At 53.3% G+C, this 22,396-nt stretch carries 20 protein-coding genes and 1 riboswitch; of the genes, 5 read left to right on the top strand and 15 right to left on the bottom strand.

The window, feature by feature from the left end; all coding sequences use genetic code 11:
- Positions 1-65: 65 nt before the first annotated feature.
- The 8 genes from dtd to thiS form a co-directional block, all read right to left on the bottom strand.
- Positions 66-503 carry a D-aminoacyl-tRNA deacylase gene (gene dtd / locus B5D39_RS02080; RefSeq protein ID WP_078788721.1) on the bottom strand — a complete coding sequence of 146 codons (438 nt, stop codon included), beginning with the start codon at positions 501-503 and terminating at the stop codon, positions 66-68.
- Positions 500-2,497: a putative bifunctional diguanylate cyclase/phosphodiesterase gene (locus B5D39_RS02075; RefSeq protein WP_078788720.1), complete on the bottom strand. Its 1,998-nt coding sequence runs from the start codon at positions 2,495-2,497 to the stop codon at positions 500-502. The genes dtd and B5D39_RS02075 overlap by 4 nt, the downstream gene beginning before the upstream one ends.
- Positions 2,494-3,366 carry a phosphate/phosphite/phosphonate ABC transporter substrate-binding protein gene (locus tag B5D39_RS02070; RefSeq protein WP_078788719.1) on the bottom strand — a complete coding sequence of 291 codons (873 nt, stop codon included), beginning with the start codon at positions 3,364-3,366 and terminating at the stop codon, positions 2,494-2,496. The genes B5D39_RS02075 and B5D39_RS02070 overlap by 4 nt, the downstream gene beginning before the upstream one ends.
- Before the next feature lie 132 nt (positions 3,367-3,498).
- Positions 3,499-6,618, bottom strand: coding sequence for a hybrid sensor histidine kinase/response regulator (locus tag B5D39_RS02065; RefSeq protein WP_078788718.1), 3,120 nt, complete (start codon positions 6,616-6,618; stop codon positions 3,499-3,501).
- Between the two features lie 275 nt (positions 6,619-6,893).
- Positions 6,894-8,018, bottom strand: coding sequence for a 2-iminoacetate synthase ThiH (thiH, locus tag B5D39_RS02060; RefSeq protein ID WP_078788717.1), 1,125 nt, complete (start codon positions 8,016-8,018; stop codon positions 6,894-6,896).
- Positions 8,015-8,794, bottom strand: a complete 780-nt coding sequence (locus B5D39_RS02055; RefSeq protein ID WP_078788716.1) for a thiazole synthase — start codon at positions 8,792-8,794, stop codon at positions 8,015-8,017. The genes thiH and B5D39_RS02055 overlap by 4 nt, the downstream gene beginning before the upstream one ends.
- A 223-nt stretch (positions 8,795-9,017) precedes the next feature.
- The gene (gene thiE / locus B5D39_RS02050; protein WP_078788715.1) at positions 9,018-9,635 is read right to left on the bottom strand and encodes a thiamine phosphate synthase; all 618 of its coding nucleotides are present in this window, start codon (positions 9,633-9,635) and stop codon (positions 9,018-9,020) included.
- A gap of 11 nt (positions 9,636-9,646) precedes the next feature.
- Entirely contained in the window at positions 9,647-9,847 is a 201-nt protein-coding gene (thiS, locus tag B5D39_RS02045) for a sulfur carrier protein ThiS (protein WP_078788714.1), read from the bottom strand.
- 72 nt (positions 9,848-9,919) lie between these two features.
- Positions 9,920-10,019, bottom strand: a riboswitch (TPP riboswitch).
- Positions 10,020-10,177: 158 nt separating this feature from the next.
- Here thiS and B5D39_RS02040 point away from each other — a divergent pair.
- The 5 genes from B5D39_RS02040 (at position 10,178) to B5D39_RS02020 (ending at position 13,619) form a co-directional block, all read left to right on the top strand.
- Positions 10,178-10,540: a PilZ domain-containing protein gene (locus tag B5D39_RS02040; protein WP_078788713.1), complete on the top strand. Its 363-nt coding sequence runs from the start codon at positions 10,178-10,180 to the stop codon at positions 10,538-10,540.
- A complete protein-coding gene (locus B5D39_RS02035; protein WP_078788712.1) occupies positions 10,533-11,627 on the top strand; it encodes an AAA family ATPase in 1,095 nt (364 codons plus the stop codon). Before B5D39_RS02040 ends, B5D39_RS02035 begins: the two co-directional genes overlap by 8 nt.
- A gap of 94 nt (positions 11,628-11,721) precedes the next feature.
- Positions 11,722-12,039 carry a flagellar FlbD family protein gene (locus B5D39_RS02030; protein ID WP_078788711.1) on the top strand — a complete coding sequence of 106 codons (318 nt, stop codon included), beginning with the start codon at positions 11,722-11,724 and terminating at the stop codon, positions 12,037-12,039.
- Positions 12,040-12,042: 3 nt separating this feature from the next.
- Positions 12,043-12,792: a flagellar motor protein gene (locus B5D39_RS02025; protein ID WP_078788710.1), complete on the top strand. Its 750-nt coding sequence runs from the start codon at positions 12,043-12,045 to the stop codon at positions 12,790-12,792.
- Between the two features lie 11 nt (positions 12,793-12,803).
- Positions 12,804-13,619: a flagellar motor protein MotB gene (locus tag B5D39_RS02020; protein WP_078788709.1), complete on the top strand. Its 816-nt coding sequence runs from the start codon at positions 12,804-12,806 to the stop codon at positions 13,617-13,619.
- 219 nt (positions 13,620-13,838) lie between these two features.
- Here B5D39_RS02020 and B5D39_RS02015 read toward each other — a convergent pair whose 3' ends face one another.
- The 7 genes from B5D39_RS02015 to rtcR all read right to left on the bottom strand — a co-directional run bounded on the left by B5D39_RS02015 (position 13,839) and on the right by rtcR (position 22,282).
- On the bottom strand, positions 13,839-14,846 hold the full coding sequence (locus tag B5D39_RS02015; RefSeq protein ID WP_161947405.1) for an NAD(P)H-dependent glycerol-3-phosphate dehydrogenase: 1,008 nt from the start codon (positions 14,844-14,846) through the stop codon (positions 13,839-13,841).
- Positions 14,837-16,453 carry a hypothetical protein gene (locus B5D39_RS02010; RefSeq protein WP_078788707.1) on the bottom strand — a complete coding sequence of 539 codons (1,617 nt, stop codon included), beginning with the start codon at positions 16,451-16,453 and terminating at the stop codon, positions 14,837-14,839. Before B5D39_RS02010 ends, B5D39_RS02015 begins: the two co-directional genes overlap by 10 nt.
- Positions 16,437-18,983: a DNA gyrase subunit A gene (gyrA, locus tag B5D39_RS02005; protein ID WP_078788706.1), complete on the bottom strand. Its 2,547-nt coding sequence runs from the start codon at positions 18,981-18,983 to the stop codon at positions 16,437-16,439. Before gyrA ends, B5D39_RS02010 begins: the two co-directional genes overlap by 17 nt.
- A gap of 171 nt (positions 18,984-19,154) precedes the next feature.
- Positions 19,155-19,586: a type II toxin-antitoxin system VapC family toxin gene (locus B5D39_RS02000; protein ID WP_078788705.1), complete on the bottom strand. Its 432-nt coding sequence runs from the start codon at positions 19,584-19,586 to the stop codon at positions 19,155-19,157.
- A 2-nt stretch (positions 19,587-19,588) separates the two neighbouring features.
- Positions 19,589-19,834 (bottom strand): FitA-like ribbon-helix-helix domain-containing protein, encoded by a 246-nt coding sequence (locus B5D39_RS01995; protein ID WP_078788704.1) that lies wholly within the window; start codon positions 19,832-19,834, stop codon positions 19,589-19,591.
- Positions 19,835-20,114: 280 nt separating this feature from the next.
- The gene (locus B5D39_RS01990; protein ID WP_078788703.1) at positions 20,115-20,570 is read right to left on the bottom strand and encodes a CAP domain-containing protein; all 456 of its coding nucleotides are present in this window, start codon (positions 20,568-20,570) and stop codon (positions 20,115-20,117) included.
- A 104-nt stretch (positions 20,571-20,674) separates the two neighbouring features.
- Positions 20,675-22,282: an RNA repair transcriptional activator RtcR gene (gene rtcR, locus B5D39_RS01985; RefSeq protein ID WP_078788702.1), complete on the bottom strand. Its 1,608-nt coding sequence runs from the start codon at positions 22,280-22,282 to the stop codon at positions 20,675-20,677.
- Positions 22,283-22,396: the final 114 nt, after the last annotated feature.

Here is a 22,396-nt window from a genome sequence, read left to right as displayed (position 1 = left end):
ATGTCAATGACATACAAGGACAGCAGCTGATCTATTCTGGATCCTAAAGAGAGAGAAAACATTGCTTAACGCTCCAGAATAAAGGTCACCGGCCCATCATTAACCAGGGCCACCTGCATATCTGCCTGAAAGATACCGGTCTGCACCGGCACGTTCTGACGCTTCAATGCCTCGACAAAATAATCATACAGCCGCTTGCCCTCTTCTGCAGGCGCTGCGGTATCAAAGGAGGGGCGGCGCCCCTTGTCGCAGTTACCAGCCAGGGTAAACTGGGAAACCGCCAGCACTGCTCCGCCAATATCTATCAACGAGCGGTTCATTTTACCTGCCTCATCTTCAAATATCCGTAGCCCGACGATCTTCTCAGCCAGCCAGTCTGCCGGAGTCTCGGTATCCCCTTTTTCAACCCCCAGCAACACCATGATACCCTGAGCGATCTGGCCCACCACCTGACCATCCACCGTAACCGATGCAGAACTGACCCGCTGAATCACCGCTCTCATGGTTTCCTCTTAAACGGTGCCAGCAGATGCAGCTGGTCTGGAGCAACGGCATGGGCATACAGAAATCCTTGTCCTTCATGACAGCCCCATTCGCGCAATGCATCGGCGTGGTGGGGATGCTCAACCCCTTCACCAATAATAGAAAGCCCCAGGGTCTTGCCAAGACGGACCACTGCCTGGGCCACCTGAGCGGCCCGTGAGGTGGAGCCGATCTCCTGTACAAAGGATTTATCTATTTTGAGCCGGTCGATCGGCAGACGATGCAGATAGGAAAGTGACGAGAAGCCGGTACCAAAGTCATCAATGGCGATGGACACCCCCAGATCACGCAACTGCTGCAACACCTCAATCGCCCGGTCAGCATCCTGCAGGATGTACCCTTCCGTTATCTCCAATTCCAGGCAGCTGGCTGGTAAACCGGTACTATCCAGTGCACGTCGAACTAATGCCGTCACATCGCCACGCTGGACCTGTAGGGCCGACAGATTAACCGCCACACGTGGTATTGCAGTGCCCTGCTGGCGCCATTGCTGCATCTGGCGGCAGGCATCATCCAGTATCCACTCACCCATCGGAATGATCAGGCCGCTTTCTTCGGCAATCGGAATAAACTTATCCGGCGCCACCAGACCAAACTCCGGGCTTGACCAACGGGCAAGCGCCTCAACCCCGATGATGGCGCCCGTATCAAGACAGATCTGGGGCTGATAGTTCAGACGCAGCTCACCACGCTCAATCGCTTTGCGGAGACGGCTTTCCATACTGGTCCGCTCCCGAACTGACGACGTCTGTTCATGGGAATAGAAACGATAGGCCCCCCGTCCGGCGGTTTTGGCGCGATACATGGCGGTATCAGCATTGCGCAGCAGCCTGACCTCATCCTCACCATCCCGCGGATAGAGACAGATGCCGATACTGGCAGAGAGAAAGAACTCATGCTGCTCGCAGTCCAGCGGTACTGCCAGCATATCCAGAATTGACTGGGCAACTTCGGCTGCTTCCTGTTGCTTTTCAACCTTTTCCATCAGCACACAGAACTCATCACCACCCAACCGGGCAATCAGGTTGTGATCTTTCAAGACCAGGGTCAGGCGGGCTGCCACAGAACGCAGGACACTGTCACCTATCTGGTGGCCATAGCTGTCATTGATATTTTTAAAATGGTCCAGGTCAAAAAACAGCAGCGCAAGGGCATGCTGATGCTGCTGGGCAGCTGCAATGGCCTGGCTGCAACGCAGATCGAACAGCAAACGGTTCGGTAGCCCAGTCAACGGATCATGCTGGGCCTGAAAAGACAACTCCTGCTGAACCTGCTGCAGCTCTTCAAACTGTGAAAGCAGGCTGCCGGACATCTCGTTAAAAACCTGGGCCAGGCGAGCGACCTCATCGTTGCCGGAAATCTCAACGGTGACCCCCATCTCCCCTTCAGACATGCGACGGCTAGCCTGCTCCAGTGTCTTTAGGCGACAGGTCAGCAACGATGCCAGCCCCAACCCGATCAAGGCACTCAGGATCACCCCTGCCACAGCAATCGGGACGCCCCACAACAACAGAGCCCTGACATTCCGTTCCATCTCTATGCGTGAAAAATGGACCGAAATCGAACCCAGCTTCTCGGCGGCATTGGCTATTTCACTGGTTTTGCAAACAATATTCCTGCTGTGGGTATACACAGGCGCCGGGTTGCCCAGATCAGAGGGGACTGTACTGGCAACCACGATACCGGACTGATTCAACAGAATGATCCGCTTGATATGGGGGGCTGTACTGAAGGGGGCGATAAAAAGCTGGAAGTCCGTTGGTTCTGCTGTCAGCAGTGCTTTCCGCCCAAGTTGCGAAACCAGCCCCATAAAGACATCCTCACGGGTCTGTAGCTGTTTCAGGTCAGAATCACGGTAGGCGGCAAAGGTAAACCAAAGCAGGGGGGTAAAAATTGCTATCTGGAGGATGAAAACCACCAGGGCAATCCGGTATTTAAGCGAGATGGTTATCAATGGGTGCCCAGCCGTTTCAAAATCCGTCGGGCTGATTCGTAATCCCTGTCGCTGACCGCCTTAAAGTAGCTTCCTGTACTGGCACTCCCTGTTTCAATAAACAGCTGGCGCAGGTGTGGATCAACCTGGGCAAGGGAGCTGGTCAGCAGGGTCTTTTTGATGATCTCCCGGTCTGTGGCTGGAATCCGTTTGTGTGCCGCAAACAGGGTGTGGGGGATAGAGATGGAATGGCCGATCCGTTTAAGCGGCAGGCCAAACTGGGATTCAAAGGTCTTCGAGGTACCAGAGCTGGTGGCGCAGGAATCAATCGAACCGATCTGCAGTTGCTGCAGACAGGCCAGGTGATTGGGGAAATTACGAACCGCCAGGTCTTTGCCCGGCGTAAGACCAGCCTTGTGTACTGCATCAAGCGCCAAATAGGTGACCGCGCCGGTTGCTGGCGGTGTACCAAGACGCTTACCTTTTAAATCAGACAGTTTTGCAATGGGAGAACCATTTTTTACGGAAAACAGGGCAAAGAGGTCTTCAGATCTGGCTACCAGGGGGTGATACCCCTTCTGGCGCCCGAACTGGACATAGTCAAAGGGGTGAATATGGACTATGTCAAAGGTCTGGTCCTGCAGCGCCTGAACAAAAGAATCATAGCTGCTGGTCAGACGCAGCCGTACCGGTTTTCCCAACGCCTTGGACAACTCTGCTGCTATCGGGGCAAAAATCCCTTCCAGGTTGGCAGAGGGGAGAAATGGAAAAACCCCCAGTACATACTCGTTTTTAGTCGGTTCAGCGGCGTGGGAAAGGCCGCTTCCCAACAACAGCAGAAAACAGAACAGGCAGGCAGCCAGTAAAAGCATGGAACGGGGCAGGATCATGGTCTATGAGCTACTCCTTAAAAATTTTGCCAACATACCATTTATCAACCGCTGTTTCCAGAGTTTAAAACTGATCCGGTTACAGAAATCTATCCAGGTACGTCATCCTGCTGTACTGCCAGCGCGACCCGATTAGCCTTTTTTAAGCAGTAGCTCCACCAGAGTATCTACCTGCTCATTAACCTGCGTTGCCAACAACCGTAATTGACGGACATCAACGCTTTCAGCCTTGTCTTCAAGCTGGCCAGCCACCCGCTGCAACCGGTATGCAGCCAGGTTAGCCGCCATTCCCTTGATCGTATGGGCAGTCTGCCTGAGTGCAGCCCGATCTTCTGAGATGAGCGCCTGCTGCATCTGTTGCAGCCTCACTGGTAAGTCAGCACAAGCCATACTGGTGATCTCCAGCAGCAACGGATGGTTGTCATCTAGTCGATCCAGCAGTTCCTGTTCGTCAAAGAGCTGCAACTGATCCTCGGCATCCGGCGGTGACAAGGCTGGCGCGGCATCCAACAGCACAATCGGCCTGCTCTCAGACGTGGTCAGCCACCTGTCCAGCGCCTGCTCCAGCTCCTTTTGCTTGACCGGTTTGGACAGATAATCATCCATACCGGCCCTGAGGCAGCGTTCCCGGTCTCCGGCCATGGCGTTGGCGGTCATGGCAAGAACCGGCACGCCATGGTTCAACACAGGAGTAGTGCTGCTCCGAATCAGCGAGGTGGCTTCAAAGCCATCCAGTTCAGGCATCTGGCAATCCATCAACACCAAATCATAGTTGATGCGTGACAGCGCCTCAATCGCTTCCTGCCCATTTGCAACCACATCAGCGCGATACCCCAGTTTTTGCAGCATGGCCAAGGCCACCGCCTGATTCACCGGGTTGTCCTCTGCCAGTAGAATACGGGCGTTGTGACGTTGCGCCTCCCGGACCGTATGGCGCGTGATAAGATCATCACCCTGCGGCTGGAGGGCACTGGTACGACCCGCAAGCAGTGAAAGACAGTCATGGAGCTGTTGCTGTCGAATCGGTTTGGTCAACCATGCTGCAAAACCGGCCTGGTGGAGCTCTGCCGCTTCGCCCCTGACCCCCAACCCGCTTAACAAGACCAGCTTGGTCTCTGCAAAGGCCGGACCCTGTCGAATCATCTGAGCCAGTGCCATTCCATTCATCTCTGGCATGATCGAGTCAATCAAGACAACCTGAAAGGGGTCACCTGCGGCATGATATTCCTGCAGCAGTCCCAAGGCTGTGGAGCCGTTGCTGGCGGTATCGTAGCGACAGCCCCAACCGGAAAGCAGGGTTATCAACAGTTGCCGGTTTGTGTCGTTGTCATCAACCACCAGCAGATGCAAGCTATCAATCGCCGCAAAACGTGGTGCAACATCAGATGGATCAGCCACAGCAGTCAATCTGGCTGTAAACCAGAAGCAGGACCCTCTTCCCTCCTGACTGGTAACCCCGATCTCTCCTCCCATCAGCTCCACCAACTGCCTGCTGATGGCCAACCCCAGTCCGGTACCGCCAAATTTGCGGGTAGTGGAACCATCTACCTGGGTAAAGGGGGCAAAGACCGCTTCCAGCCGATGCTCTGGTATGCCGATACCGGTGTCCTGTACTGAAAAACGGATCGTTATCTGATCTGCTGAAGCGCTTTCCAGATCAGCCCTGATATCAATTTCACCCTGCTCCGTGAATTTAATGGCATTGCCTGCCAGATTCAGAATGATCTGCCGCAAACGCCCCGGATCACCCACCAGCTCCCAGGGAATATCCGGGTCAACCAGACAGATCAGCTCAACTCTCTTGTCAAAGATACGGGGTGCAAGCAGTTCAACCGTATCTTCCAGGGTCATCCGCAGATCAAACGGCATCTCTTCCAGCTCAAGACGGGACGCCTCAATCTTTGAAAAATCAAGGATATCATTGATGATATCCAGAAGGTTCTCACCACTTCTGCGCACAATCTCGGCATACCTGCGCTGCTCTTCAGACAGCTCTGTGTCCAGCAGCAGGCCGGTCATGCCGATCACTCCGTTCATCGGGGTACGGATTTCGTGACTCATGGTTGCCAGAAAGGCGCTTTTGGCCTTGGTTGCCTCTTCTGCCATGGCAAGTGCCATGCCCAGTTCCACATTCTTCTGCTCCATGGTAACCGAGAAATCCAGCAGCTTCTGTTCCCGCTTTTCAACCCCTTCCAGCAGCTCATTAAACGAATCGGCAAGCAGCTTCAGCTCATCATCACCGGGCATTTCAATCTGCGAAACCACTCCAGTTTGCGTGTTCAGATTACGCACCTGCCCGGCCAGACTGGTAATACCACGGGTAATGGTTTGCCCCAGCAACCAGGCTGCAGCAATGCTTAGCAGCACAACCGCTGCCATACCCCAGAGGTAGATTGTCCTGAAACTGGTGATCGGTGCGTAGGCTTCTTCAATAGGGAAATTGGAAGCAAGAATCCAGTTGGTTGACTGAAGGCGCTTGAAGGCAGCCAGGAAATGTCTGCCTCGGCTGTTTACGGTCTCGCCAGCACCTTCAAACCCGTCAATGGCACGGTCGAACAGTTTATTGGAGCCTTTAGGCACATCCCGCTTCATAATCCGACTGGGATCTGGATGCAGGATAATGGTCCGATCAGGCCCAAACAGATACAGATAGCCGGAACTGCCAACCCTGACCCGGCTCAATTCGTGGAAAAAGCCGCTGTCATTGCGCAGGTCAATCAGGCCTGCCATAACAGCGATAATCCTCCCCTCACGATCATGGATTGGAGCCGTCATGGCGATAACTGCAGAGCCGTTGACCGATGAGATAAAAGGCTGCGCAATAACCGGTTTGCCGCTTTTGATGGTATCTTGAAAGTAGGGCCGAAAGGCGTAGGAACTGCCGATTAACTGAGGAGTACGGGGGCTGTTCGCGAAAAGTGTACCGGAGAGATCATACAGAAACAGGCCGTGGTTAAAGATGGAACGGATACCGGTACGGTTATCCAGCCAAGCCTGCATCTGCGCATGCCTGGTAACTGATTCAGCAGGTGCAACCTTTGCAACGGCAATCAAGGCATTATGAGCGGACAGGAGCTTGTCATCCAGACCACGGGCCAGAGAGGAGACCATGGCACTCTGTTCTCGAAAAATCATCTGCTGGGTCTGATGCTTGAACCAGGCATAGGTTCCCCAGGCAATGCCTGCCAGCAGCACCGTAATAAACAGGCTGAAGGCAAGAATCAGCTTATGTCGAAAGCTGCTGAAGACCATGGGGCACGTCCCTACTGAACAAGGTCCGGGGGGGCAAACAGTTGGGCATGATAGTGCCTCCTACCGCTCAATCGCCTGAGGTCGCTAATAACACCTGCTTCCCTACCAACTGCCCCGATACTTCAATCCGTTCAGTACAGCATACCACATTTGATTATTCTTCAAACCCCATTGTGGAGCGACCCTGATTTCAAGCGATGATAAGCCATACAGGCGCTGGATACTGACCCGGGGGGCAATCGCTCCAAAAAGTCCACTGCTCTGTTTGTGCATCGTTATACGGCGCTTGCGTTTAAAAACGCGCTATCCCAGTCTTTCCAAACCGCTTCATAGCCTTGCGCACGGATCATAGCACTCATCTGTTCTGGTGTGCGGTCATCATCGATGACAAACTGCTCCGTATGCTCCCCTTTGTTGGCGTGGCCACCAGGGGCAGTGCACGATCCGGCACTCATGTGGGTGATGCCAAGGCGCATTAAACTGTCGCGCAGCTTGGCATTTTCTCGGGTGGAGAGGAATAGCCCGGCATCAGGGATGAGCAGGCGCATGGCACACACCATCTGCACCAGTTGTTTGTCGCTGACCGGGTTAATGGGGGCAAAACCGCCATCGGCAGGGCGAATACGTGGAAAGGAGATGCTGACTTGACTGCGCCAGTAGTGGCGGGCCAGGTAATATGCGTGAAAACCGGTGTAAAATGCTTCTGTTGCAAAGGGGCCAAGCCCCAGTAAAGCCCCGACACCTATGCGCCGCAGGCCTGCTTGCCCGGCACGGTCAGGCGCCTCAATGCGCCACGTATAATCACTTTTTTTGCCAAAGGGGTGAAGCTGTTTATAGAGGTCACGATCATAGGTTTCCTGATAGATGGTTAATCCATCAACGCCAGCGGCAACCATTTGCTGATAGCCTTCAGTATCCATGGGGTAGACCTCAATACTGATGGAACTGAAGAGTGGCCTTATCTGCTTTACTGCCGCAGCCAGATAGTTGTTATCAGCCTTTTTGGGGTGCTCACCAGTCAGGAGCAAAATTGAACGAAAACCGTAATTACGGATGGCCAGCGCTTCTTGTTCAATCTCGGCTGGGGTAAGGGTGACGCGGGGAATGTTGTTTTTGGCGTTAAACCCACAGTATTTACAGCCATTGTTGCACTCGTTAGACAAATACATCGGCGTATACAGCTGGATGGTGTTGCCAAAACGCTGCCTGGTTATCTGATGAGCTTTTTGCGCCATGGCTTCAATATATGGTTCAGCGGCTGGTGATAACAGGGTGATCAGGTCACGCTCGTTTATCCGCTCGGCAGCCAGGACTTGTTCCACGCGGCTCGCCGTGGTCGTGGACATCTGCTCCAGGATCTGTTCTACGGGATAACGTACTATTTCATCTGCGAAACTCATGATTGTTCCTCGCGCAAAAAGCCGGTGAGTGGGCTGGATGCGACGGCTTTGTGTTGTTCTTTGCCGAGCCCTGCCAGATACCCATTCCGTCCGGCAATAACAGCCTGGCTAAAGGCAGTCGCCATGAGGGCCGGATTACCGGCAACAGAAATGGCCGTGTTGACCATTACGGCGTCGGCCCCGAGTTCCATTGCTTCGGCGGCATGTGATGGTGCTCCCAAACCAGCATCAACAACCACCGGCACGATTGCTTGCTCGATAATTATGGCTATGCTGTCCCGTGTTTTTAGTCCTTTATTTGAGCCGATGGGGGCGCCCAGAGGCATGACGGTAGCAACGCCTACCTCTTGCAGGTGCTTGGCTAGTACGGGATCAGCGTTGATATAGGGCAGCACGATGAAACCCTCTTTGACCAATATTTTTGCTGCTTTTAAGGTTTCGACAGGATCAGGCAACAAATAGTAAGGATCGGGCGTGACCTCCAACTTGATCCAGGGATCACAGCCAGCGGCTTTGGACAGACGGGCGAGTCGGATGGCCTCTTCGGCATCACGGGCACCACTGGTGTTAGGCAGAAGCAGGCATGTTGTACGGTCAATATGATTGAGTAAATCATCCTGGCGGTCGTCAATATTGACACGGCGCAGAGCAACCGTCACGATTTCAGCACCGGAAGCAGCGATGGTGGCGGCCATTTCAGCGTTGGAAGAAAATTTCCCGGTACCCACCATTAAGCGGGAGCGGAAAGAACGGCCAGCAATAATAAGTTCATCCATATCTGTACCTTTCAGTAGCGGGCTCTGAGCCCAAAGTTGTGACTATTCAGCAAATAAGCAATGTAACAGGGATACAAGGGATACAAGCGGATACAATCAAAAAATCAGATCAGGGAACCTGGTTTAGATGGTTTTATCCTGTTCATCCTTTTTATCCCTGTAAAAATGTCTTTGGTAGTTGGAACTGTTGCATTACTACTGAATAGTTACCCAGAGTTTAAACTTATTGCAGTCCGCGCCGGAATGCCTCGGCAGCTGCAGCGGGATCTGGCGCAGCCAGAATATCCGAGATCAACGCCACCCGGTAACAGCCGGCAGCGGTTACCTGTTCTATAGTTTCGCGTTTAATCCCACCCAGGGCAAAAACCAGATCACCGACCGCCTGCCGACAAACCCGTCCCAGCTCTCCCAACCCCACCGGCTCACCATAGGTGGCCTTGGAAGGTGTTGGAAAGACCGGGCCAAAGGTGACAAAATCTGCCCCCTTGGCCAGGGCTGCTACAGCCTCACCTACCCCGTGACTGGAGTAGCCGATCAACAGATCAGGTGCGATCCGCCTGGCTGCCGTGACCGGCAGGGAATTGACCCCCAGCTGGACACCATCAGCCTCAACAGCCAGGGCAATATCAATCCGCTCATTGATCAGCAAACGGGCATCATAGCGGCTGGTCAGCGCCCTCATTTCCCAGGCCAGTTCGTACAACTCAGCCGGGGTCAAATCCTTTTCCCGCAGCTGTACTGCCCGCACACCACCTTCAAGCGCAGCCTCAACCACGTCCAAAAGCGGTCTGCCTGCGGTCTGATTACGATCAGTAATCAGATAGAGTGAAAAATCAATCACGATGGGCCTCGCTATCCTCCCCCTACAAAGTGGACTATCTCGATTTTGTCCCCATCCTGTAGGGTCCGCTCGGCGAAATCTGCCTTGGGAACGATCTCCAGGTTCAGCTCTACCGCCACCCGTGTAGCCTTAATCTGCAACTCTTCCAGCATCTGCCTGACGGTGCAGCCATCGACAAGCTGCCGTATTTCTCCATTGATACTCACCTGCATAACCGTTTCCTCCTGCAATAAAAAAAGCCGCCTCTGTAGCTACAGGGGCGGCGATTCGGAATTTGATACACTTCTCAAAATCGTCCGCTTCCCTACGCCGGAATTACCCGGATCAGGTTCCAAGGGTCGCAGCCAGTTGCTGCTCTCAGTCGAAACTCCCCTAGCGGTTCAGATGGTTAATCATAAAGAACTGGGCCAAACCTAGTGGATTAGCCATTAATTGTCAACGGTATTCTCCCCTGTGCAGCAGCACTCTGGGGGAGAAAGATGCGGTTTTTTAATACTGTGGTATGCTTATGAATATCTTAGCAGATCGGAGGATAACTACGTATGGCAGGCACACGGATTACAGCCCGGAAACGGAAGCGGATTGCCCTTTGTTTTGGTACAGATGCTGAAGGAAGCAGAAGGGCCTTTACAGAGGATCTTTCACCTATGGGTATGTTTATCAAGACCGCTAATGTCTGTAACCCCAATACCGTGCTCAGGGTCGAGTTGCTGCTTGATGAGCAGCCGATCAGTTTTGATGCACGGGTGATGTGGGCCAAGCGGGTGCCTCAGAACCTGTTTCATCTGGTAAAAAAGAGCGGTATGGGCATTCGCATTATCCGCTTTCACAATGGACGTGACCGCTATATGAATTTGTGTGAGCTTCAGGACCCACCAACTCCGGGAGGGATCAAGCATGTGTAAAAAAATCTTTATCGGTGCAACCGGCCAGCATTGCGGTAAGACCACCATCTCGCTCTCTTTGATGCATCTGGCCCGTCAAAAATACCGTCGTGTCGGTTTTATGAAACCGATCGGCCCCAAATGTATCCAGTACCGCGGCCTGACCATGGACAAGGATGCCGCCATGTTTTCCAGTGTCTTTGGCATGGATGAGTTTGCCCATCTGATGTCCCCCATGACCCTGACCCCTGGCTCAACCCGCCAGTTTCTGGATGGCAAGGTTGATCCACAGGCACCGCGTCAGGCGATTCTCAAGGCCTGTGCAGAACTGGAACAACATCTTGATTTTCTGATCATTGAAGGAGCCGGGCACGGCGGTGTCGGTTCAGTGGTGGGGGTGAACAACGCCCAGGTGGCTGCCATGCTGGGCGCTCCGGTGCTGATGGTAACCGGCGGCGGGATCGGCAATGTGATCGACGCAGTGGAACTGAACCTGGCCCTGTATGCCCGGGAACAGGCCAAGGTACGGGTCATCATGGCCAACAAACTGGTGCCGGAAAAACGGGAGCGATCAATGGCCTATCTGACCAAGGCGTTTCAAAGCCAGGATCTGCTGGTCAGCAGCGCCTTTGACTATTCTCCCATTCTGGCTGACCCGACCCTGCAGCATGTTGGTGAACTGCTTGAGCTACCACTGCATGGCGACCCGACTGATCGCAGCCGGATCTGTCACACGATCCAGCTGGGGGCAGCCTCATCCCAGCGGGTGATTGACAGCCTGGAGGAATCAACCCTGCTGATTGTGACCAGTTCCCGTGATGAACTGATCGTAACCGCCTCATCCCTACACCATATCCCGGAATTCCGCCAACGCCTGGCAGGGCTGATTGTAGCCGGCCATGCACCAATCTCCGACATTACGCAACGAATCCTGGAGGATAGCAACATACCGTACATCAGAATCGAAGATACCACCTCACAGGTCTATTACCGCCTGCGAGAGCATGTTTCAAAAATAGGGCCTGACGATACGGAAAAGATTGAACTTATTAACTCAATTGCCGAAAAGTATATAAGTTTTGATGCGATAGACGCCATGCTGACCTGATTGTCTATGACGCCTGCCGCTTGATCCGCCGAAAAAGCTTGACCAGATCCAGTTGTTTGATATTGTTAGCGAAAAATTAACTCAAAGGATCGATATGATCTTGGTCACCCGCCTTGACCGACAAGTAATGTTTTTAAACCCTGACCATATCGTCAGTGTAGAAGAGACCCCTGACACCGTTATTACCCTGTTTAACGGCCATCATTTTCTGGTGAGGGAACATTGTCAGGTTATTTTGAACCGGATCATCGCCTTTAGAACCAAGATTCTGCGACGTTCCGTTGCAGTTCCCAACGGTCGTGCCTACTTGCGGCGGCAGCGCAACGCTCAGTATCATCGTAGCGAGAGTGAGCATTTTCTTAACGCCAACACCAAAGCAGCACTACAACCACTCCACCGCCAGGACACCTGATCTATGGATTTAGCAACAATTATTGGTATTATTCTCGGCTTTGGTGCTGTATTTGGTGGTGCCGTGCTGGAAGGGGTGCATATTGGCGCCCTGATCTCTCCCACCTCAGCCATGATCGTGCTTGGCGGTACCTTTGGTGCCGTTTTTATCTCTTTTCCGCTTAAAGCCTGTATCAACGGATTCAAGGACATCAAGACCGCCTTCCTACCCCCAAAGGTTGACCCGGAAGCGGTGGTCAAAGATATCATCGGCTATGCCACCAAGGCCCGCCGTAACGGCCTGATATCCCTGGAGCAGGAAGCTCAGAACGCCAAAGATCCTTTTATCAAAAAGGGGATCTCACTGGTGGTTGACGGTATTGATCCCCAGAAACTCCGTGAAACCCTTGAGGCCGAAATCATGGCCTACGAGGATCATAAAAAACACTCGGTTGAGTTTTTTGAGGCAGCTGGCGGTTACTCCCCCACCATCGGTATTATCGGTGCCGTGCTCGGTCTGATCCACGTTATGGGTAACTTGTCTGATACCTCAAAACTGGGAGCCGGTATTGCGGCCGCCTTCGTTGCCACCATCTACGGCCTGATGACCGCCAACATTATCTGTCTGCCGATCGGCTCTAAAATCAAGATCCGGATGAAGGAAGAAGTGCTGCGGCGGGTTATGATCGTTGAGGGTCTGATCGCAATCCAAAACGGTGAAAACCCCCACTTTATCGAGCAAAAGCTGAAGGCCTTTGCCGGTGAAGAACACTAGGAGCCTGCTGAGTGGCGCTGAAAAAAGAACCTGAAAAGCATGCGAACCACGAACGCTGGCTGGTTTCCTACGCAGACTTCATCACCCTGCTGTTTGCCGTGTTCGTCACCATGTATGCCATGTCCCAGACCGATAAGAAAAAGGTTGAGGAGGTGGCAGCTTCCATGCGGGAGTCCTTCGGCTATTCCACCCAGGCTGCTGCTGGTCAAAAAGGGGTGCTGCAGTCTCAGGATATCAAGCCGATACCTGCCATAAAGCCTGAAATGGCCGTAATCCCGATGATTAACAAGATGCCTCCCGCTGGCCCCAGACAGGGCGGTATGGATAAAGGGCGCGGTAAAGGCAAGGCAGAAGAAAAAGAGTTTAAAGAGATCCAGTCAGCCATTGAGGCCTACCTGATTAAACATGGCGCCCAAAACAAGGTTACCATCGGAATTACCCGGCGCGGTCTGGTAGTCAGTCTGAAAGAGGCTGGTTTTTTTGATTCAGGCTCTGCAGTCATCAAGCCGGCCGGCTATCAGTTGTTAAACACGATCCTTGAGGCGATGACCGAATATTCCAACCCATTACGGGTTGAAGGCCATACCGACAATATACCGATCAGTACCCCTGTATTCCCTTCCAACTGGGAGCTTTCGGTCTCCCGCGCCACCAATGTGCTACGCTACCTGCAGAAAAATTACGACGTTGAACCAGGCAAGCTGTCTGCCACCGGGTACGGTGAGTTCCGTCCCACAACAGAAAACACCACCGCTGAAGGTCGCGCCAAGAATCGGCGGGTAGATATTGTGCTGCTTTCAGGCGATGCAGAGCAGGGCGAGCCCTGATTTTGCAGCAAAGCTGATCAGTAGATTCCCAAAAGGACATATTGTGTCATAGCCCTATGGTATCGTCTCCTAAAGCAAAAGGAGGCGTACTATGGAACCGATGGTTTTTATGGGTGGGGTGATTGTAGTTGCTGGTGGGATATGGACAGTTGTAGACCTGCTGCAGGATGCAGGGCTGCTGACTGAATCAGGCAAACAACAGGCCAAAGTACGGGCTACTCAGGCCTGTTCAGGTTTCAGATCACGTGACATCAGCTCCAGCACAGCCTGCCGGGCCGGTTTATTACCATAAAGGATTTCATAGACCTTCTGGGTAATCGGCATCTCTACCTCAAGACGCTGGGCCAGGGCATTAACTGATTCAGCAGACTTAACCCCTTCAGCCACCATCCGCATTTCTGCCATGATCGCCTCCAGCGTCTGTCCCTGCCCCAGCTTGACCCCTACGGTACGGTTTCGGGAGAGATCACCGGTACAGGTCAGCACCAGATCTCCCATGCCAGCCAGACCGGCAAAGGTTGCATCCTGCGCCCCCATGGCCCGCCCCAGACGTTTCATCTCTGCCAGACCACGGGTAATCAGGGCTGCCCGGGTGTTATGACCAAATCCCAGGCCATCACTGATACCGGCTGCAATGGCGATCACGTTCTTAACTGCACCCCCTAGCTCAACTCCGATGGCATCATCACTGGTATAGACCCGAAAGACCGGATTACTGAAGGCAGCCTGAACCGTATGAGCAGCGACTTGATTGGTTGATCCGGCAACAATCAGGGAAGGCAACCCCAGCGCCACCTCTTTGGCAAAGGTGGGGCCGGACAGGGCAACAAAACGTTGCTCTGCTGCCTCACCAAGCACCTGACTGCAGATCTGGGATACCGTACAGAGGGTGCCCAGCTCAATCCCTTTTGAAGCACTTGCCAGCACCGCTGATGAATCAATCTCGGTCTGCAGACTGGCAAGCACACCGCGCATGACCTGGGTAGGGGTTACCAGCAGCACCAGCTCTGCACCCTGTACCGCCTCTGAAAGGCTGCCGGTGTACTGTAAGCCGCGGTGCAGCTCAATACCGGGTAAAAAGAGATGATTGATTCTGGTTGCAGACATTCCGGCAACCAGTTCCGGCTCATAGGCCCACAGTGTTGTCTCATGGCCGTTTGCAGCAACCACATTGGCCAGGGCAGTACCCCAGCTACCTGCTCCGATCACCCCGATCTTCATTCCCACTCCTCATCATCATCGTAGGCAAGATTTTTACGCGGGTCGAACCCTTCAACCAGTGCCTGTCGAGCCATCTCAATGCTGTCAAATCCCAATCGACTGATAAACGGATGACGGCTCAGCGATAGTGCTGATCCTGCCAGACTCAGCCCAAGGGCCAAGACCTTTTGAACCGATCGTTTGCGGCAATCGGTCTGCACCATAAAGTCTGCGGTTAACAGCAGCCGACGCAACAAAGCCGGTTTATCCGGTTCGATCAATTCAGTACAGAAACGCTCAATCACCAGCTGTTGCGTCTCTTCAGAACAACTGCCCAGCGGAACGGTTCCGCACTGTTCAGCAAGTTCGTAAATCAGTGGATCAGTAAAGAGCCAACCCTCAAAAAACGGTTCATCCAGCAGCTCTTCGCAGCCTGCCAGCAGCGAGGCCATCCGCTCAATCAAGCCATCAAGCAGTTCAACCGGAAAACCCGGCACATAATCAGCAGGACGCAGGTCGGTTTCCCCAAGCAGGTAGCGGCAGGCATACAGGTCAGGCGGCAGATAGAAACTGCGCTCTATGCTCTGCAGCATGGCATCCCGCAACAAGTTGATAACATAGGGTAGGCCAACCGGAAACAGACCCTCTTCTGCGTTAACTTCATCCAGATAGTCGTCATGCTCACGCCGGTTCTGGAAACGAGATGCCACAGCATGGCGTACCCCGTCATGTTCCCCCAGCTGCAGCACCAGACCAGCCAGACTGCCATCAGCAATCTCCCAGGAAAACCAGACCGTACGTACCCCGTAGCAATCCAACGGAGCAGCCTGTGCGGTAATTAGGGCGGCCGGTTCTGCAAACAGCGCGCCTAATGGTTCAGGCTGAGTAATGCCAAGGAATGCCAGCCGCCGGATACTGCGGTTCACCTGTTCCTCAAGCCCTTCAACGGTCAGATGCGTTAGTGACTGCAGTACCGTTACAGCGCAGCCATGGCGCAGGGTACCCAGGCTTTCCACCGCCAGAGTTGCCACTTCGCTATACTCAAAATAGGCCAGCATACGCAGCAACGCCGCTGATTCAGCGCCATGATCAGTCCGATTGCCAAGCCGACGGATCAACTGATCCCGCAGCACCTCATCCGCATTCAGGAAACGGTCCATAAAACGGACCATACCCCAGGCCCCTTCCTGCAGACAGAGGTCAAGAAAGCTGTTCAGGGTGGCACTGCTTACATCATCGCGGGAAAAAGGCGGGGAGGAGACATCAACACCGTAATCCTGCAGGATTTCCAGCAGCGGTAACCTGCCTTCATCAGCAAGATCACGACGTTTAAGAGTTAACGCCACCAGCTGGTCCAGCCAGGAGGTGGCATCAAAAAAGTCCAGCATACAGGTATAGCGATAGAGCCGTTCATGGTCCTGCTCACGCCAGAGCCGCCGTACCAGCGGCGGCAAGGCACGACGACCCGATTTTTGCAAACGGCGACCGATCCGCTCCAACTGGTCGCGGGTCAACTGATCACGGGTCAGAAAGTCAAGCAACCGGATGATCCGCCGCCGTTCACGATAGCTGGTATCAACCGTGCGCAGACGGGTAACTGCTGTCAGCTCCATCGGCTCAGGCTTCTTCTTCACCTTCCGGCTCCAGACCTTCGTCATCATCCCGCTCAGCCAGTTTGGCCACGGCAACGATCTTTTCCTGCTCTTCAGTGACCATCACCCTGACACCCTGGGTATTACGGCCAATCACCGAGAAGCCAGCCACCGGCACCCGCAGGATCTTGCCCTGGTCAGTGATGACCATCAGCTGGTTTTCATCATTAACCTGCATCACGCCGACCACCAGACCGTTACGGGTGGTGGTCTTGATGGTGATCAAGCCTTTGCCGCCACGTGATTGGCCGCGATACTCATCAAGATCGGTCCGCTTGCCAAACCCGTTCTCGGTCAGGGTAAAGATGGTGGAACCGGTTGCCGTTGGATCAACCACCTCCATACCGATCACCTCATCCCGCGCCTCAAGGTTCATACCCCGTACACCACGGGTAACCCGGCCCATGGGGCGGGCATCTGCTTCAGGGAAACGGATCGCCTTGCCATGGCGGGAGGCCAGGAAGACATCCTTCTGGCCATCGGTCAGGGCAACGGAAATCAACTTATCCCCTTCATCAAGATTAACCGCATTGATACCGGTGGTACGGATGTTCAGATACTCCACCAGCGGGGTCTTCTTGACCACGCCGTTGCGGGTTGCCATCAGCAGGTACAGGTCTTCGCGGTTCAGATCCTTGACCGGCATAATCGCCGTGATCTTCTCGCCTTCCTGTACATTGACCAGGTTCACCACCGCCTTGCCCTTGGTGGTACGGCTGCCTTCCGGGATCTCATAGACCTTGATCCGGTAAACCCGCCCCATGTCGGAGAAGAACAGCAGGAAGTCTTTGGTGGAGGCGATGAAGAGCTGCTCCACAAAATCCTCTTCGCGGGTCTTCATGCCGGTCTTACCCTTGCCGCCCCGACGCTGGGCGCGGTACAGATCAACCGCACTGCGCTTGATATAGCCGGTGTGGGAGACCGTGACCACCATCTCGGCATCTTCAATGGTATCTTCCAGGGAGATATCGGCAGTCTGAAGCACGATATCGGTGCGGCGCTTGTCACCAAAACGCTCCTTGATATCGGTCAGCTCACCCACAATAATCTTCATGATCTCGGCATCTGACCCCAGGATCTCCTTCAAACGGGCGATCAGACGCAGGATATCTTCGTACTCTGCAATGATCTTGTCCCGTTCCAGACCGGTCAGGCGCTGCAGACGCATCTCCAGAATGGCCTGGGCCTGAATTTCCGACAGCTGGACCGCCTTCTCATAGCCAGCAGGGCGGGGCAGGTCCAGTCGCTGGAGGTAATCAGGGTCTGCAAAACGTCCTTCCATCAGGCCCAGCTTTGCCTCTGGCGGGGTCTTGGATTCACGGATCAGCTCGATCACCGCATCCAGCCAGTCCAGCGCGATCTTGAGACCTTCCAGGATATGGGCGCGGGCCTCAGCCTTTTTCAGCTCAAACAGGGTCCGCTTGGTAACCATCTCACGGCGGTGCTCAATGAAGTAGTGCATCATCTCAGCCAGGGACATCAGCTTGGGACGGTTGTGGACAATGGCCAGCATGTTGATGCCGAAGGAGGTCTGCATCTGGGTATGCTTATAGAGCTGATTCAGCAGCACCTCGGCATTTTCGTCCTTTTTCAGATCCACCACGATCCGCATACCATCACGGTCAGATTCATCCCGCAGATCTGAAATTCCCTCGATCTTCTTTTCCTTGACCAGCTCGGCAATACTGGTGATCAGGCGAGCCTTGTTGACCTGATAGGGGATCTCGGTGACGACAATAGACTCGCGATCGTGCTTCTTGCTGTTCTCAACATGGGCCTTGGCACGAACCTGAATGATGCCACGTCCGGTTGAGTAGGCATCAATAATACCCTGGCGGCCATAGATGGTGCCGCCGGTGGGAAAATCAGGACCCGGTACCAGCTCCAGCAGCTCTTCATAGGAAAGGGCTGGATTGTGGATCAATGCAATGATGGCATCAATGATCTCACCCAGGTTGTGGGGTGGGATATTGGTGGCCATGCCGACCGCAATACCCGATGAACCGTTGACCAGCAGGTTGGGAAACTTGGCTGGCAACACAGACGGCTCATAGAGGGATTCATCATAGTTGGGGGTAAACGGGACGGTCTCTTTTTCCAGATCAGCCAGCAGCTCATGGGTCAGCTGCTTCATCCTGATCTCGGTATACCGCATGGCTGCCGGGCTATCGCCATCCACCGAACCAAAGTTACCCTGACCATCCACCAACAGGTAGCGCAGCGAAAAATCCTGTGCCATCCTGACAATGGTGTCATACACCGCAGTGTCACCGTGGGGGTGGTACTTACCGATAACATCACCGACGACCCTGGCCGACTTTTTATAGGGCTTGTTATAGTCGTTACCCATATCGTTCATTGCGTACAGACAGCGGCGGTGTACCGGCTTGAGTCCATCCCGTACATCCGGCAGTGCCCGGCCAACAATAACCGACATGGCATAATCCATGTAGGAGCGCTTCATCTCATCTTCAATATTAACTGCAACCTTCTGCATTACCTGTTCCTGCATGGGAGTTCCTTCACTGCGTAGAATCTAAAGCTATAAAAGCGAAAATTTATACCACATCCTCTGCTACTTGTACACCATGCCGTGCAAAAGGTCTGTGGGATAAGCCAGCCACGGCAATCAGACTCTATGATGTTTTGAAGAAGGGGTTCGAGGCCAAGGGTGATCACCTGATTATTGCCGTGCCCAGGGATTGTAAAGTATTAGTCCATCAATATGCAGGAAGTCTTTGGTGTTCCTGGTGGCAAGCGGCAGGTTGTGACTCAAGGCTATCGCGGCAATCTGGGCATCTTCGGTTGTCATTGAAAAACCAGACCTTCGGCGGTTTGCAACAACGGTAGCATAAAGAACTGTAGTGGATTCATCAAACGCTAGGCAGTTGCCTGAGAAATCCTCCTGAAACATCTTTTCAGCCGCATCTGCAAGCATATCCCGGCGCTTGCCGACAGGCAGCAAGGCTATTCCCAATAAAATCTCGGCCTTGGTAATGGCGGTTGTATAAAACTGTGCATCTGTTTGACCTGAAAACCAGCTTAATACCATGGGATCTGGTTGCGCCCGCATCAGCTCAGACAGCACATTGGTATCCAGAATAATACCATTCATGGCTATAGATCCGTGTCCGGCGGTGTACGTGTTTCCTGGCGTTCAGGAATTGGCAGGACATCTGCATCAAGCCCTGTAAAACGTTGATTAATGCGGGCAGCAAAATCAGCTGGCGCTGAGGAGGGCAAGAGAACCTGACGCAGGATGTTGCGCACCTCAGCCTCCATGGAACAACCATGTTGTGCCGACTGCAGGCGAAGTTTAGTCTTTAATGATTCATCAAGATTTCTGATTGTAAGGCTGGCCATGAGATGCCTCCATTGATTGCGTTGCTATCAATGTACTCAATGATGGCAGTTGTGGCAATAAAATTGAGTTGGTGTTGGAATTGCTTTAAAGACATAGTAGTGGCCACGTTAACCAGCCTCTATGAAACATTGCAAGTTCTGACCTTGCGAATCATGCCGCCGCATGTTCGCCATTAGTGCCTCCATCAGCACTGTGCTTGGCTTGAAGGTAAGTACTTTGCGGGAAGTGGCTCTTCGTCAAACAGATCCATCCCGTCACCTGACTAGCTGCAGTAGCCTTTTATTTAGCTCTCCCGAATACCTGTACGCCGTAGAGCCCTTCAAAAGCAGCGCCAAATTCGGTAAAATCAGGGGCCATGATATTGGCGCAGTGGCCGGGACTTTTCAACCAGCTTTTCATGGCTGATTGGACACCAAATGGACTTCTGATCACGTTTTCACCAACACGACGATACGTATAGCCTTGCTGCTTCACCCGGTCAGACAGCTTGCTGCCATTGGCTCCCGTATGGCTTAGTTCATTACGGGCCGCCAGGTCTGCAGCGTGTCCCTGGGCAGCAGCCTGTAGAGCTGCGTTTGCCGTCAACGGCGATACGGCATCGTACTGCCTCTCACCACAGGTACGTGCCTCTGCTCTGGCCCGATTCACCAAGGCAAGCAGGTTTTCGGGCTCTGTGTCGGCTGCATGGGCAGCAGTACTTACCATCAACAAAACAAAGCAGAGCAGGTATTGCATGAATTGTTACCCCGATGCTTTCAAAGTTAGTTTTGTTCTTTTGTACAGGTCGTTGGAGCGAGAAAACAGCTGTGCTCGCACATCTTTCAGTGGCACGACGACAATCAGGACATTATTGAACCTTGCCTTACTCTATCCCAATCAAGATTGAACCGCGCCAGGTACTTTCGTAACCGGTCAGCATCGTTGCTACTTTTTTTCCCTTGCCGTGAAACGGAGAACAGCTTGCGTCCTGCCCCAGAGAGTGTGGCGACACTTCTGCAAACGCGCACAACCTCGGCAAGCTGAACTTGCTCAAAACTATCCAACTCTGCTGCTGACTCCTCACCCAATACCTCTCTAAGCAGGGAACGGCCCGGATCGTCAGCCTTGTCTCGCCAGGAATTGCGCAGCCTCTGAATCTCTTCTTCTACCACCTCAACGGTTATCCGTCCCGCCGGAGCCAGGGTCGCCATCCTTTTAACCGCACCGTTCAGATCACGAAAGTTTGCTGACCAACGGGCTTCAGGGCCTATGGCAAATGCAAGAAACCGCCTCTTGGCCTGCTGGTTAAAGCTGACACGGTTACCGTTTTTCTCCGCAAAACACTCCAGTTCGTACTCCAGGTTAGGTTCAATATCCTCAGTCCGTTCTGCCAGCCCGGGCAAACAAAAGGTCCAAAGATTGATACGTGCAAGCAGATCACCCCGGAAGCGCCCCTTTGCAACCTCCTGTCCAAGATCCCGGTTCGTACCGCAGAGAAGTTGAAAATCACTTTGGGCCTCGGTATCAGAGCCAATAGGAAGGAAACGATGCTCCTCAATCGCCCGTAGCAACATTGCCTGTTCATCAAGCCCAAGCTCACCAATCTCGTCGAGAAACAACATGCCTTTATCAGCCGACTGCAACAGCCCGTGACGATCCTGAATGGCGCCGGTAAACGCCCCGCGACGATGGCCAAAAAGTGCCGACATGGCACCATCTCCACGCAAAGTAGCACAGTTAACCTCAACAAACAGACCGGAAACCTGACGACGGGCCTTTTTGAGCTCAAAAATCCTGCGTGCCAATTGAGACTTGCCCGCACCCGTGGGCCCCATCAATAAAATCGGGTCCACCGAGTTTATGGCAACCCGTTCAATCTGTTCTATCAGTGCATTAAAACGTGGACTGCGTGTCTCAATACCTGACTTGAGAAATGATATGTCATCCCGCTTCTCCTGGTTAAAGCGGGTAGCGATCCGGTCATATTTTGAGAGATCCAGATCAATGATAGTGTAGTTGCCGGCCACCTTCTGCTCAGGCTGATTCGTTGGACCGGTCTGGATCAGTTTGGCCGGGAAATAATGGGCCTCAGTAAGGAGAAACATGCAGATCTGGGCCACATGAGTCCCGGTAGTGATGTGTACCAGATACGTTTCCTGCTCCGTGTCAAAAGCATATCCTCTGGCAAAGTCGTGCAGCGCAGCAAAAACCTCCTCAAAGTCCCAGGGATCACGGAACTCAATGCAATGAGGAACGACTTCGGTCTCAGGTGAGACCTGCCGGATATCGGCAATAACACTTTTAAGCAGCGATGCATAACGACGCTGGTAGATAAGGTCAAAGCGATGCACGAGAAGCTCTTCGTGCTGACAAACTGATACCGTTGGTCGCCACCGTTCCCACCGCTTGGGTTCTTTCCCACTATCCAAAACAGGCCCCAACAGGCCGATAACCACATTCTTGTTCATATAAAATCCTATACAATTTTATATAAATTTATAACATAGCACCTGGCGATTTACCACTATCGTATGATGATGACGATCAACTTCGAAATAAACAATAGCAATTACATACAATTA

The sequence above is a fragment of the Trichlorobacter thiogenes genome, assembly GCF_900167465.1.
GTDB classification, from domain to species: domain Bacteria; phylum Desulfobacterota; class Desulfuromonadia; order Geobacterales; family Pseudopelobacteraceae; genus Trichlorobacter; species Trichlorobacter thiogenes.
The sequence above is the reverse complement of the archived record's forward strand: the minus strand, read 5'-3'. Positions and strand labels throughout refer to the sequence as shown.

Coding starts and splice junctions, on each gene's coding strand:
- dtd (WP_078788721.1), bottom strand. CDS start 503: ATGAGAGCGGTGATTCAGCGGGTCAGTTCTGCATCGGTTACGGTGGAT.
- B5D39_RS02070 (WP_078788719.1), bottom strand. CDS start 3,366: ATGATCCTGCCCCGTTCCATGCTTTTACTGGCTGCCTGCCTGTTCTGT.
- B5D39_RS02065 (WP_078788718.1), bottom strand. CDS start 6,618: ATGGTCTTCAGCAGCTTTCGACATAAGCTGATTCTTGCCTTCAGCCTG.
- thiH (WP_078788717.1), bottom strand. CDS start 8,018: ATGAGTTTCGCAGATGAAATAGTACGTTATCCCGTAGAACAGATCCTG.
- B5D39_RS02055 (WP_078788716.1), bottom strand. CDS start 8,794: ATGGATGAACTTATTATTGCTGGCCGTTCTTTCCGCTCCCGCTTAATG.
- thiS (WP_078788714.1), bottom strand. CDS start 9,847: ATGCAGGTGAGTATCAATGGAGAAATACGGCAGCTTGTCGATGGCTGC.
- B5D39_RS02040 (WP_078788713.1), top strand. CDS start 10,178: ATGGCAGGCACACGGATTACAGCCCGGAAACGGAAGCGGATTGCCCTT.
- B5D39_RS02035 (WP_078788712.1), top strand. CDS start 10,533: ATGTGTAAAAAAATCTTTATCGGTGCAACCGGCCAGCATTGCGGTAAG.
- B5D39_RS02030 (WP_078788711.1), top strand. CDS start 11,722: ATGATCTTGGTCACCCGCCTTGACCGACAAGTAATGTTTTTAAACCCT.
- B5D39_RS02025 (WP_078788710.1), top strand. CDS start 12,043: ATGGATTTAGCAACAATTATTGGTATTATTCTCGGCTTTGGTGCTGTA.
- gyrA (WP_078788706.1), bottom strand. CDS start 18,983: ATGCAGGAACAGGTAATGCAGAAGGTTGCAGTTAATATTGAAGATGAG.
- B5D39_RS02000 (WP_078788705.1), bottom strand. CDS start 19,586: ATGAATGGTATTATTCTGGATACCAATGTGCTGTCTGAGCTGATGCGG.
- B5D39_RS01995 (WP_078788704.1), bottom strand. CDS start 19,834: ATGGCCAGCCTTACAATCAGAAATCTTGATGAATCATTAAAGACTAAA.
- B5D39_RS01990 (WP_078788703.1), bottom strand. CDS start 20,570: ATGCAATACCTGCTCTGCTTTGTTTTGTTGATGGTAAGTACTGCTGCC.
- rtcR (WP_078788702.1), bottom strand. CDS start 22,282: ATGAACAAGAATGTGGTTATCGGCCTGTTGGGGCCTGTTTTGGATAGT.